Raw genomic sequence first — 13,127 nt, forward strand, 5'->3', positions numbered from 1 at the left:
ATAATAGCACTTACCGGCCGGTGATTAACACAGCGTAGGAGTGAAAGAAATGTCCTTAGATAAAAGAAGAAGCACCTTGGCGCTCTTAGCTCTAGCCATTAGTGCCTTTGCGATTGGAACCACTGAGTTTATCAGTGTGGGGCTGCTGCCTCTAATCGCCACGGATCTGCATATACCGGTAACCACAGCCGGGTTGACCGTTACTTTATACGCTTTAGGAGTAACTTTTGGCGCACCCATCTTAACGTCGCTAACCACGTCGATATCACGCAAAACATTGCTGCTAAGCATTATGATCGTTTTTATTATCGGCAATAGTCTTGCGGCGGCTGCGGACGGGATTACATTGCTGTTAATCGCGAGAGTGATTTCCGCCCTGGCACATGGCTTGTTCATGTCGATTGCTTCGACCATTGCCGCCGACCTCGTGCCTGAGGATCGTAAGGCCAGTGCCATTGCCATCATGTTCACTGGACTAACAGTAGCTACTGTTACTGGCGTTCCGCTAGGTACGTTCCTTGGTCAACAACTCGGCTGGCGTGCTGCATTTGTTGCTATCATTGCAATCGGGCTTATAGCACTCATCGGCAATCTGATCCTTGTTCCTTCATCCGGGCTGCGCAAAGGTACCCACACACCCCTTCGTGAGCAAGTTAAGCTGGTCACCAATGGGCGTTTACTGCTTGCCTTCGCGATTACAGCTTTGGGCTATGGGGGCACATTTGTAGTCTTTACTTATTTATCGCCCCTTCTGCATGAGATCAGCGGATTCAAAGAGAATACAGTCGCCGTCATCTTGCTTGTCTACGGCATTGCGATTGCCATCGGGAACGTGATTGGAGGTAAAGCCGCCAACCGCAAACCAATGAATGCTCTATTCTATATGTTTGCAGTCCAAGCTGTCGTCTTATTTGTCTTAGCTTTTACCGCACCTTACAAGGTTGCCGCACTGATTACGATCTTCTTTATGGGACTGTTAGCTTTCATGAACGTGCCCGGCTTGCAAGTACATGTTGTTACGCTTGCAGATCGATATGCGCCAAGTGCACGAGATGTAGCTTCTGCATTAAATATTGCTGCTTTTAACGCTGGTATTGCCATTGGTGCGTACCTTGGCGGCATCGTCACAGATCATATGGGACTGATTCATACCACTTGGGTAGGTGCAATCATGGTTCTGTCCGCAGTATTACTGACGGCATGGAGCCGTGCTCTGGAGAAGAAAGATGAGGCTCCTCTCCAGACTAAAGCTGCTTAAACAGCAGTCCATTAACAACCCAAACAAACTTTTAAATATCTTAGGAGGTTACTTTATTATGGCTCAACATCTACAGGATACAACTACATTACACAACGGTGTAAATATGCCTTGGCTAGGGCTTGGCGTATTTAAAGTAGAAGAAGGCGCAGAACTGATACAAGCGATCAAATCGGCTATTAGACACGGTTACCGCAGCATTGACACTGCCGCAATTTATGAGAATGAAACAGGCGTGGGACAAGCCATCCAAGAGGCTCTACAAGAGAACAGCTTGTCCAGAGAAGAACTTTTCGTAACCTCAAAGGTCTGGACCGCAGATATGGGCTACGAAGAGACCATTGCCGCCTACGAGACTAGCTTAGCTAAACTCGGACTTGAATACCTGGATTTGTACCTTATTCACTGGCCTGTAAAAGGAAAATATAAAGAGTCTTGGAGAGCGCTTGAAACATTGTATAAAGAGGGCCGGGTAAAAGCCATTGGGGTCAGCAACTTCCAGATTCACCATCTTGAAGATGTACTGAAGGATGCTGAGATTAAGCCGATGGTCAATCAAGTTGAATTACATCCCTATTTGAATCAGCAAGAGCTGCTCGACTTCTGCAAAGAGCAAGGAATCCAATTAGAAGCTTGGTCTCCGTTAATGCAAGGTCAATTGTTCGATCAGCCTGTACTGAAACAAATTGCTGCCAAACATGGCAAATCCGTCGCTCAAGTTATTGTCCGTTGGGACCTGCAACGTGGGATTATCACTATTCCTAAGTCTACTAAAGAACACCGGATCATCGAAAATGTAGACGTGTTTGATTTCAATTTATCTGACGAGGATATGACTCTAATTAACTCTCTCAACCAAGATCAACGGGTAGGTCCAGACCCAGATCATTTTGATTTCTAAGGGCTTACGCACCTTGCACTAACACTATAAGCACCGGCAACACGAGAAACGAAGCAAGCGTCGTCCACAAAATACATTTGGATACCAGCTCCGGTGAGGCATTAAAGCGCTCGGCTAACACTACGGCGTTGACGGCAACTGGCATAGAAGCCAAAATCAGCAGCACAGAGAACAAGGTCCCGGTTATTTGCAGGATCGATAATCCGAGGTAAGCCACTAGCGGCGCTAAGATTAATCGAATCGACATCCCTGTCCAAAAAGTAGACTGGCCCTTGCGTGCGGATGGCATGGTTCTCACTTTAACCATCTGTGCGCCAAGGATCGCCAGTACCACCGGCGAATATCCTCCAGCTACCAAGGCAACCCCTGTAGCCACCTCTGCCGGCAAATGCAGGCCAAAGATACGGAGAAGAAGGGCCAACAGAGCTGCGTAAATGGCAGGAAGTGAAAAGACCGATTTTACTGCATTTTTTACCGAGAACTGAGATCTTGCTGCAAAATAAACGCCTATCGTATTCACGATAATCATCTGTCCGATCACATATACAGAGGCCTTATCGAGACCAAGCTGTCCGAAAGCTAGCAACACCAGCGGAAGTCCATAATTCACGCTATTCGTAAACGTTGAAATCAAGGTCAGACCGGATACTTCGGATGGATCTAGCTTCAATAATTTTCCGACTATATTCGCAATCGCCCATAAGAAGATTAGATTCAGAAGCGAAAAGGCGAGCGTCTTATAAATATCATCCATGGAAATCTCGGCAGTAGCCAATGTATTTAGAATAATTGCCGGCGTTAAAAAGTATAGATAAAGCGTCAATAACGGCTTCGTATCCAGATTCTTAAACCGCCCAAGCAGCGCACCCACGATCACAGGGATGGACAAAGGCACGATGACTTGGTATAACGTCGTTAACACACTTTGGATCATGAATAGAACTCCTCTGCTGTAGGTTACTTCAAACTATAAGCGCAACAGCGCAGAACGTCTAAGATATGAAATCAATATACCTCATAGCCAAAACCTATCATGCCAACAAAAAAAGCTCCCAGCCCCTACAAAGGGTTGAGAGCTTTTCGGTATATTGTTACATCATTTTGATCTCAAGCAACTCATATTTAATGATGCCCATCGGTGCATTTACACTAACAATATCGCCGACCTTTTTACCCAGCAATTCCTTGCCTAGCGGGCTTTCATAGGAAATCTTGTTATTAAGAACATCTGCCTCAGCAGCTCCAACAATTCTATATTCGATCTTCTCCGAATATTCGATGTCATTCAGAATAACAATACAACCCATACTAACCTTTGACAGATCCATTTGGCTCTCATCCACGATCTTGGCTTTGGTCAACATTTTCTCCAGAATCATAATACGAGTCTCCATGAACGATTGATCGTCCTTGGCCGAATGGTACTCACTATTTTCCTTCAAGTCTCCATAGCTGATCGCCAATTTAAGCCGTGCGGCCAATTCCTTACGCCCTGCGCCTTTCAATTCCTTCAGCTCTTCCTCTAATTGAGCCAACCCTTCTTTGGTCAAGAACACTTCTTCATTAGACATGTATACAACTCCTATTTAGATAATTTATAGCTTGAACATATAAATGCTTATATTTTAAAAAAATCCCTGCCACAATTGAACATTGGGCAAGGAGGTCAATGCTGCTTAATTATTCTGGCAAATGCTCTTTACAAAAAAGGAGTAACGCTTCTTCCTCGTCCTCTTCCATATCGAAATCGAGCAGTTGACCTGAAGTTGTCTCCTGTAGATCATAACTTACGATGCTGACTTGATCTTCATCCACCTTAATAATCGCTCTAGCGGATACTCCGTTCTCTACATACAGCTCATCATCCTCTGGAACGTCCAGTTGAACGACAAATTCATACCGTTTACCGGTTAGTATACCGAAAGGATCTTTTACATTCTCCACATTGTAGCCCGTAAATGTCAACATAACTCAATCAACCTCTTTTCCTAATACCTGCCACGTCATTGTATCACAAAAAGTAACATATTGTTGTCGAGGTAGTCCATCAAGCCATGGCTTTGGATTTCTTGATTTGTTTGCTTCGCAGCTGTCCGCAGGCAGCATCAATATCCACACCATGCTCCAGACGAGTGCTTACGCTGACACCCTGCTTCTTCAAGGTATCAAAAAAGGCCCGCACCGTCTCCCGCTCGCTTCTTTGATATTGGCTGTGTTCATCCACCGGGTTATATGGAATCAAGTTCACATTGACGAGCGGGCGTCGATCGCCAATCAGCTCGGCCAGTTCAAGCGCATGCTCTCTGCCGTCGTTTACATCCTTCATCAGAATGTATTCCAGCGTAATTCTCCGCTTGGTTTTCTCCAAATAATAATCTATAGACTCCATTAGCTTCTCTATTGGAATGGCCTTGTTAATCTTCATGATCTGCGTCCGCAGTTCATTATTAGGGGCATGCAAAGAAACCGCCAGGTTCACCTGCGTATTCGCATCCGCAAATTCAACGATTTTGTTAGCCAATCCGCTCGTTGATACGGTAATCCCTCTACCCGCAATTGCTAGTCCCTTGTGATCTTTGACAATCGCCAGGAAATCGAGCAGGTTCTTGAAGTTATCGAATGGCTCGCCAATGCCCATCACTACGACGTGACTGACCTTTTGATCCAGGTTCGCCGCATCCAGATGCTGCTGGACCTTCATAATCTGCTCCACAATCTCTCCGCTGGAGAGATCCCGGCTCTTCGCCAACAGCCCACTTGCACAGAAGCTGCAGCCGATATTGCAGCCCACTTGCGTGGTTACACATACAGACAAGCCGTATTTCTGTCTCATAAGCACTGTCTCGATCAGGTTGCCATCCTTTAGGCGGAACAGGAACTTAATCGTTCCATCCGCAGATTCCTGCTTCACATGTTCTTCCAAGGTATGAATGACAAAATTCTGCTCTAATAATTCTACACAATCTTTATTTACATCGAGCATTTCCGAAAAGTCTGTAATCCGCTTCCGATAAAGCCAATCCCAGACCTGCGTAGCCCGAAACTTTTTATGTCCACGTTCTAACAGCCATGCCGCCAGTTGATCAAAAGTTAATCCATAAATGGATTCTATATTCATTCGTTATCCTCTTTTCAAAACGTTAAAGTTCAGACCATCACTACTCATTGTCTCAAATTTTTTTTATTAAAACAAGGGGAGTTATTGGGTAGTGTCGAAGTTTACACCATTAAAGTCTGTTCTATGAACATGTATCTAAGGAGCGATGGAATCATATGGGTTTAACAAGAATAAAAGCAATCAGTCTCACCCTTCTAGCTGCCGTTCTAATCCTTGGCGGTTTTTTAGTGTATATTACCCTCACTGACTACAAACCACAGGAGATTACTACCCTTACTGTAAACAATAATCCGCAGCAAGTACTGAAGCAGGGAGAGTCCTTCTCGGTAACCACCTTTAATATTGGCTACGCCGGGTTGGATAAAGGCCAAGATTTCTTTATGGATGGCGGAACAAAGTCACGCTCAAGCAGTAGGGAACAAACGAAGACAAACCTTGAGGCCGTAGCGTCCCTTATGACAACTACAGACTCGGACCTGTTCATGCTGCAGGAGGTCGACGTCGATTCTTCCCGTAGCAACGGTATAGATGAAGTCTCTTTCTTGTCGAATAAGTTCGCTGATTACAGCAATGTTTTCGCGACCAACTACAAGGTACCTTGGGTACCGCTTCCAGTTCTTGATCCGATGGGCTCGGTGAACAGCGGTTTATTAACTTTATCCCGTTTTAACAGCACAAGTAATATTAGATATGATCTCCCGGGCAAAGAAACCTGGCCTCGCCAACAATTTGATCTCGACCGTGCTTTTGTGGAGAGCAGATTCCCCGTTGATAATGGAAAAGAACTGATTCTAGTCAATCTTCATTTATCAGCTTTTGACCAAGGCGGAACGATTCGCAAACAGCAATTGGAGTATTTATCGGCTTATATCAAGAAGGAGAATGACAAAGGGAATTACCTCATCTTAGGGGGAGATTGGAACCATTCCCTTCCGGGTACAGCTCCTGATGCTTTCGAGACAACGCAGGATTGGCCGCAATGGCTGCAAGAATTCCCTGAACATTTTCAACAGGGCTTTCAGTGGGCTGTAGATGCCAAGGTACCCTCCGTCCGGACGCTCGATGTTGCCTATACAGAAGGTGTGAATTTCCGCGCAGTGATTGATGGCTTTCTAGTCTCACCAAACGTCAGCATAAGCGGCGTACAGGGTCATGAGTTATCCTTCGAACACAGTGATCACAACCCTGTAACAGCCACTTTTATTCTGCAATAACATGGATTCTCTGATTCTATTTAAACACAACAAATTTCAGGTTTTTCTCTTGAAAATACTTAATGATAGCAGGCAAAGCTTCTACAGTAATCTTCTTTTCGTGAAATAGATAGACTCCGCCGGACGGATCGGCATGATGAACATATTGAAGAATATCCTCTGGGTTCTTGACGTTCCAATCCTCGGGATCACGATTCCACAATAATACCTTCATCTGCTGTTCCGTCACCTTGGCGGTTAACTTGTCATTGATCGCCCCATATGGCGGCCGAAAAATAGTAATCGGCGATTGTGTAATTTGCTCCAGCGCCTGATTAGTCTTCGCCAAGTTATTCCGGTTCTCCTCAACGCTATTAGCAGTCATTTTGCTATGATCCCACGAATGACTCCCAACCGACATCTTATGCTCATCAGCATACCTAACGGCTTCCGCATTATGAGCTACTTTATTCCCAATGAATAAAAAGGTGGCAGCCACCTTATGTTCTACTAGAATATCTACGATCTCTTTCGTATACTTTGACGGTCCATCATCAAATGACAAGGCAACGTAACCCTTTGGCAAGCTATACAAAAATTCATTCTCGGGTAATTCATACTTTTCGTACGGCAATGTCTGTTCCTGAGGAGGGGCCGAAGGTTCTGGTGTAGGCTCGGCTTGCTGGTTATGAACCGATATCGTCTGCGCAAGGGTAACGAACGGCACCGAAAGTAATGGCTCAGAGTCGGCCCCTAATACGGGTTCCTCCAGCGCTTCAGCACTATCTACGAGTTGTCCATCCATTCGCAGAGGTAACACAAATATCAAACAAGCGAACATGAGACACAGCAGTGCAACCAGTCCAATTCGTTTGGTCTTCTTTCTGCTTATCCTATGCCCTGGTTCTGTAGAGGGAAGCATGGTCTGAACTACCCTCTCCTCTTCTGCTTGAGGATAGTCCTGCTGCTTTAATTGAAGAAGTTGGGTTACATAATATTCAGAACAGGCAAAATACAATGTTTCGCTGTATGCTCTGTTCATTATAATCAGTGTGCTGTAGTAACTATTCCGAAAAGGATCCCACTTCGGATACAGCGACAATCTCATTCTCCCTCCGGAAAAGGGACCTAGCGCCTTCAATTGTTCGTATGTAAATTCATCTATGGTGAGCTTGCTTCTTGCGTACCCAACATTACGGGTTAGACCTACCTCAATCTGATAACCGGCCTGTTCATGCTCAAGCGACAGTAACTCAATCATTAGAATGGTGTCCGGTTCCTTAGATGCCATGAATCCTATGTATCTCCGTTTCCATCATTTCGATCCGTCAGACTACTGCCACTCCCAAAAGGAACCGTCATCCGATTGGTGAAATCGCTGATCATACCCGAGAGATACGCCTTTTCTTGGCGAATCGTATCGTACTTCTGTTTTAAATGTGCATTCTCAATCTCAACCCGTCCGATTTTCTCTTCCAGATCATTCATCTTTTTAAGTTTCTCTGCATGGGCTTCGTTATGTTTTTGAATCAGATTTACATATTTTTGCTGCTCCAGCTCAATGGTACTCTTTAATTCCTCGATCTCAGCTGTGAGCGCAGTTTGAAGCTCGCGGTAATCCTCCAGCACTTGATCGACCTTCAAATTTCTCTCAATCAACTTATGCTCAAGCTCGCGGACATTCTTTTCTCTTTCCTCAATGACCTTATTAAGGTTTTTCATATCCCGGTTTAATCGCTCCACATGACTGCTGGAATGGGTCAACCGATCCTGAAGCTCATTAATATTGGTCTCCGCATGTTGTCTGGCCTGAATAATCTGCTCCACGGAGAAGATCAAATCGAGTGATTTTTTATCAAGCTGAGCTTTGCCTGTCGTAACCAATCCAGCTAAAGTCTCGTCCGAGGTCTTTTCTTCTATTTCTTCGACCTGATCATCTAATAACTGTACCTTTTGAACCATATCCGACTTGGATTGCTTATCCACTGAATCTTTCTTTTTAAAAAAGGGGGAAATCATCGATTTTATCACCTCAATTATAAAAAAATGTCAAAAAATGTCGAGTGCCCACGAGTCTATTATAGTTTACTTATCTTGTATGTAAGTGAGCCTTTATATCTAACTTTCTGAAATGCACCTAAAGACCTATTTTCTTCTGCAAAATAAAAAAAGCACCCCTTCGGGTGCTTTGATTTCAATTGAATTTATCGGGAAATTGTTTGATCAATCCCTCGGTTAAGATATCTGCGAACATGATCATATGCTCCAGCCCTTTATCAAATGCGACAATTTCGGCATCCCAATCCTTTTTAACTCTAGCCGTCACGTCATCAGTAATCAATTCCAGATGTTCATGAAGCATTTCCTTTAATTGTTCATAAGAATATTTGGGATTCTGACTACTAAGGAACTTGGCAATGTCATCGGCGTTGGTATACCACTCTTTATTGTATTTTTCCACATCGGCCTGATTTCCAGCCTTCGCAGCATCTAGGACTTTTCCGGCAATAAGAATATGCTCCCGCAATAATTGAGCTACCTTATCTCCAACTGCCTCACCGTAATACGGTTTAAAGGCATCCCCTATGTCCTGCTGATTCTGTAACAGCCTTGCCAGTACCTTCTCCTTATCCTCGGAATCTGCAAAGGCGCTAACAATGTAGTTTTTTGTCCATACCACATGATCGATCCATAACTTCCTAAGATTATCCTTAAGCTCAATTACGGAAGGGGTTAAGCATTGCTTGTGGGAGCTCTTTTTCTCTTTAGCCGCTGCAGCATCAGCAATTGTAGGTGTAACACTTACAACCAGAAACATACACAATAAGGTTAGCTTCAACATCAAATACTTATTTTTCAATATGACCTATCTCCTTGTGAACAGTGATGGATTTGAATATCTTGTATATTGTGCACCTTTACTTCCATTTCATTCGCAACTATTCTCAGAACACAAAAAAGCACCATCACGTGGACGGTGCCTGGGTCTTACTTTTATCTAAACATCACTTTATCTACGTTGTATTTAGATTTCAGTTCATTAATGATATAGGTTTCGTAGATCTCTCTATGAACTGGACTTTCGATCAAACACACATCAATTCTGGTGACCTCGTCCCGATGTTGCTTGATGTCAGATACGGTGTCTTCAAAATGTTTTTTAATTCTTGGTCTTAGCTTTCTCGCTTTACCTACAAACAACAACTCATCCTGATCATTGTAGAACATAAAGATACCGCCGTAATCTCTCGGAATCAGGTGAAAGTCCGTAAATCCGTAAATATTGCTTAACTGCGGGTTAATTTGTTTAGTAATACTAACATCCGCTTTTGGAATCGTTATGTTGATCATTAGCTCACGTCCTCTTTCTATATAGGAGTAAATAGTATCATAAATCGCTAAGTAAGACCATTCAATCTGGCGCAGTCAAATAAATACAATAAAAGCAAGTTCGATTGATCTAATGGAAATATCACTAAAAAATATGGCATTATTCAAAACCTTCCTGCCCAAGGGTTGCGGTCTTAGACAGGAGAGGATTATAAATAAAATAGAGGCGTCTGCATCATGATATATAGATATTTGTCATCTAGGAGGATTTGATTCATGGCAGTAACAGACCGGCAAAAAATAGTAGATAGTGTCCCTCAAAAGGGTTTCTTCGGACATCCTAAGGGACTTTTCACCCTTTTCTTCACAGAATTTTGGGAGCGTTTCTCTTATTATGGCATGCGAGCTATCCTTGTCTACTACATGTATTATGAAGTAAGCCAAGGCGGCCTCGGATTACCTGAAGATATGGCACTTTCTATTATGTCTATCTATGGATCGCTTGTATATATGTCAGGGATCATCGGAGGCTGGCTTGCAGATCGGCTTCTCGGAACTTCGAGGGCTGTTTTCTACGGCGGCGTTTTAATCATGTTCGGGCATATACTACTGGCTATTCCAGGCAATACCACATTATTTTTTGCTTCGATGGTTTTAATCGTACTCGGAACGGGTCTACTGAAACCCAACGTTTCAAGTATTGTCGGCGAAATTTATAGCGAGCAGGATAACCGCCGTGACGCTGCCTTCAGCATTTTTTATATGGGCATCAACCTGGGAGGATTTCTCTCCCCACTAATTGTTGGTGCAGTAGGCATGAATAATTTCCATCTAGGTTTCTCGATTGCCGCAGTCGGAATGTTTATTGGACTAGTCGTTTATATTATGACTCGCACAAAAAATCTGGGTCTGGCCGGTACGATTGTACACAACCCTATTCCTGCAGATCAGAAGAAAAAAATCTTTACTTGGATTGGTGTAGGATTAGTTGTACTTGCGATTTTGATTACGATCGGCATTCTTACCGGAGTGCTTACCTTTGAAACATTAATAAAAATAGTAGGGGTATTAGGCTTACTTATTCCTACGATGTATTTCATTATGATGTACCGCAGTCCCAAAACAACAGCCGTTGAACGGTCAAGAATTCTCGCATACATTCCTTTATTTATCGCATCGATTATGTTCTGGGCGATTCAAGAGCAGACTTCCACAGTTCTAGCTAGTTTCGCTGATAAACGGACCCAATTGGATTTTGCAGGCTTACACATTTCTCCTGCTTGGTTCCAATCGCTTAACCCGCTGTTTATTATCACTCTTGCACCTATATTTGCCTGGTTGTGGTTAAAGCTCGGTAACCGTCAACCCTCGATTCCGCAAAAGTTCTCGCTTGGTTTATTGTTTGCCGGTTTATCCTTCCTGGTGATTCTAGTACCTGCTTATTTCGGTGGAGCTAATTCACTTGTGAATCCATTATGGCTGGTACTCAGCTATTTTATCATCGTAATCGGGGAGTTATGCTTGTCCCCTGTGGGTTTATCAGCAACGACCAAACTGGCACCGGCGGCTTTTACCGCTCAAATGATGAGTATGTGGTTCTTATCGAATGCCGCTGCCCAAGCAATTAATGCTCAGATTGTGAAGTTCTATACCCCGGATACCGAAATGATGTATTTTGGAGTAATTGGCGGAGTGGCCCTTCTCCTTGCGCTTGTCCTCTTCCTATTCTCTTCCAAAATTCAGAATTTCATGAAAGGGATACATTAAACACACCCAAAGGCTGCCCGAGATTCTCTCGGCAGCCTTTTTTTGGTTTCCTATAGTTATCCAACCTCTACACCAGAAACATGGCGACAATCGTCGTGACTACCAGCCCAATCAATACAGGCTTAACATTCCGTCTCGCCAGCTCAAAGGGGCTTACTCCGCAAATAGCGGCGGCCGGAATCAATGCCCACGGAATCAGCGTGCCTCCACCTACCCAAATTGCAGCTACCTGACCCAGCGCAGTTAAAGTCGCCGCATCGGAATGTGTGGCCACCGCAAACAATTTCCCAATGGACCCGGCAAGTGAAATGCCCGAGAACCCTGAACCATCTAGGCCTGTAATGGCTCCGGTTATGGTCGCGGTTACTGCACCCACAGCGCCGTTCAGAGGGACGTTATGAGCTAGAGCGACCCCTAGATCATTTACAATCCCCTGAGATGCGGCGGGCAGCACTTTGCCGAATAATTCAGCAAACGCCGAATCCCCCAGATAGAAAAAAGCGGCAATCGGTATCACAGGACCAAATACTTTGAAGCCAAACGTAAGTCCATCAATCAGATAAGAGGTTACTTGCTCCAATCCTTTATTACGATGTGCCAACAAGGTGACTACAACCAGAATGAATACCGCAGTACCACCAACTAAGGCAGTTGCGTCTCCACCCTGCAAATCGAGCAGGAACATGCCTGCTACATCGGCTAAAAACAGGATGGGAATGGCGATGGCCAGCCATTTTTTCAATGCTGGATGAATCACCGCTGGATCCTCTGCCGTATCATTCTCTGCAGATAACGCACTCCCGGCACTTTTCCCGGCAATAAGCCCGTCTCGCCAAGTTCCCTTCTTCTGATCTCTGCGCATCATCCAATACGCCGTTATCGTAGTCACCACGCCCATAACAATTACAAGCGGAACACTCGCCTCCATGACACTGGTCACTGGAAGTCCTGCCGCATCTGCTGTTAATTTAGGCGCACCTTGAATAATATAATCACCTGAGAGTGCAATCCCGTGGCCAAATAAATTCATTGCCATCGCCGCTCCAAGAGCAGGCAGTCCCACTCGAATGGCAACCGGCAGCAGCACAACCCCGATCAAGGCCACTGCGGGTGAAGGCCAGAAGAACCATGAGGTGACCATCATAATCAGACCGATCCCCCAAAAGGCTATGAACGGTGTGCGCAAAAAGCGGGTAAGTGGAGCAACCATGATCTCGTTAATCCCCGTGCGTGTTAATACCCGGCTCATGGCTACTATGATCGAAATAATCATGATCGTACCCATTAGCTCCTTGGTTGCATATACAAAAGAGTTGAATACACCTGTGACTGAACCACTGACGGTTTCCGTGGCTAACCACCCAAGTACAAAGATGCCCGCAATACAGATCATCGTTGTGTCCCGTCTCTTGATCAGAAGTGCCATTATAAATATGATAAATGCCAGATATACATAATGGAGCGCTGTTAACTGGATGCCCATCTCTGCACCACACCCTTCTCCTACTATCCGAGTGCTATATGGTATGCAGGGGTGTAGGCTAATGTTCGGTAGAAATG

General features: G+C 44.5%; 13 protein-coding genes. 4 read left to right on the forward strand and 9 right to left on the reverse strand.

Going from position 1 to position 13,127, the window contains the following annotated elements:
• Positions 1 to 49 precede the first annotated feature (49 nt).
• Together MHH86_RS30210 and MHH86_RS30215 are read left to right on the forward strand one after the other, a co-directional pair.
• Entirely contained in the window at positions 50 to 1,258 is a 1,209-nt protein-coding gene (locus tag MHH86_RS30210; protein ID WP_038573785.1) for an MFS transporter, read from the forward strand.
• Between the two features lie 58 nt (positions 1,259 to 1,316).
• Positions 1,317 to 2,159 (forward strand): aldo/keto reductase, encoded by an 843-nt coding sequence (locus tag MHH86_RS30215; RefSeq protein WP_036682217.1) that lies wholly within the window; start codon positions 1,317 to 1,319, stop codon positions 2,157 to 2,159.
• Positions 2,160 to 2,163: 4 nt separating this feature from the next.
• On the opposite strand, the gene MHH86_RS30220 is transcribed toward MHH86_RS30215, so the two are convergent.
• The 4 genes from MHH86_RS30220 to rlmN all read right to left on the reverse strand — a co-directional run bounded on the left by MHH86_RS30220 (position 2,164) and on the right by rlmN (position 5,277).
• The gene (locus tag MHH86_RS30220) at positions 2,164 to 3,093 is read right to left on the reverse strand and encodes an AEC family transporter (protein ID WP_036682218.1); all 930 of its coding nucleotides are present in this window, start codon (positions 3,091 to 3,093) and stop codon (positions 2,164 to 2,166) included.
• 157 nt (positions 3,094 to 3,250) lie between these two features.
• Positions 3,251 to 3,730, reverse strand: coding sequence for a transcription elongation factor GreA (greA, locus tag MHH86_RS30225; RefSeq protein ID WP_036682220.1), 480 nt, complete (start codon positions 3,728 to 3,730; stop codon positions 3,251 to 3,253).
• A gap of 109 nt (positions 3,731 to 3,839) precedes the next feature.
• Positions 3,840 to 4,127, reverse strand: a complete 288-nt coding sequence (locus MHH86_RS30230; protein WP_036682221.1) for a DUF6509 family protein — start codon at positions 4,125 to 4,127, stop codon at positions 3,840 to 3,842.
• 79 nt (positions 4,128 to 4,206) lie between these two features.
• Positions 4,207 to 5,277 carry a 23S rRNA (adenine(2503)-C(2))-methyltransferase RlmN gene (gene rlmN / locus MHH86_RS30235; protein ID WP_036682223.1) on the reverse strand — a complete coding sequence of 357 codons (1,071 nt, stop codon included), beginning with the start codon at positions 5,275 to 5,277 and terminating at the stop codon, positions 4,207 to 4,209.
• 155 nt (positions 5,278 to 5,432) lie between these two features.
• On the opposite strand from rlmN, the gene MHH86_RS30240 reads away from it, so the two are divergent.
• The gene (locus tag MHH86_RS30240; RefSeq protein WP_076143882.1) at positions 5,433 to 6,491 is read left to right on the forward strand and encodes an endonuclease/exonuclease/phosphatase family protein; all 1,059 of its coding nucleotides are present in this window, start codon (positions 5,433 to 5,435) and stop codon (positions 6,489 to 6,491) included.
• Between the two features lie 16 nt (positions 6,492 to 6,507).
• Here the strand turns inward: MHH86_RS30240 and MHH86_RS30245 are convergent, their stop codons facing one another.
• From MHH86_RS30245 to MHH86_RS30260, 4 genes are all read right to left on the reverse strand, one after another.
• Entirely contained in the window at positions 6,508 to 7,761 is a 1,254-nt protein-coding gene (locus MHH86_RS30245) for a polysaccharide deacetylase family protein (protein WP_076099743.1), read from the reverse strand.
• 5 nt (positions 7,762 to 7,766) lie between these two features.
• Complete coding sequence (locus tag MHH86_RS30250) at positions 7,767 to 8,489, reverse strand: hypothetical protein (protein WP_036682228.1); 723 nt, start codon at positions 8,487 to 8,489, stop codon at positions 7,767 to 7,769.
• Between the two features lie 175 nt (positions 8,490 to 8,664).
• Positions 8,665 to 9,330, reverse strand: a complete 666-nt coding sequence (locus MHH86_RS30255) for a glycosyltransferase (protein WP_170914151.1) — start codon at positions 9,328 to 9,330, stop codon at positions 8,665 to 8,667.
• Positions 9,331 to 9,464: 134 nt separating this feature from the next.
• Positions 9,465 to 9,821 (reverse strand): nucleotide excision repair endonuclease, encoded by a 357-nt coding sequence (locus tag MHH86_RS30260; RefSeq protein WP_036682230.1) that lies wholly within the window; start codon positions 9,819 to 9,821, stop codon positions 9,465 to 9,467.
• Positions 9,822 to 10,076: 255 nt separating this feature from the next.
• Between MHH86_RS30260 and MHH86_RS30265 the strand changes: the two genes are divergently transcribed.
• Positions 10,077 to 11,567 (forward strand): peptide MFS transporter, encoded by a 1,491-nt coding sequence (locus MHH86_RS30265; RefSeq protein ID WP_038573797.1) that lies wholly within the window; start codon positions 10,077 to 10,079, stop codon positions 11,565 to 11,567.
• A 67-nt stretch (positions 11,568 to 11,634) separates the two neighbouring features.
• Here MHH86_RS30265 and MHH86_RS30270 read toward each other — a convergent pair whose 3' ends face one another.
• Positions 11,635 to 13,050 (reverse strand): hypothetical protein, encoded by a 1,416-nt coding sequence (locus MHH86_RS30270; RefSeq protein ID WP_038573800.1) that lies wholly within the window; start codon positions 13,048 to 13,050, stop codon positions 11,635 to 11,637.
• Between the last annotated feature and the right edge of the window lie 77 nt (positions 13,051 to 13,127).

The organism is Paenibacillus sp. FSL F4-0097 (assembly GCF_038593125.1).
GTDB classification, from domain to species: domain Bacteria; phylum Bacillota; class Bacilli; order Paenibacillales; family Paenibacillaceae; genus Paenibacillus_AQ; species Paenibacillus_AQ odorifer.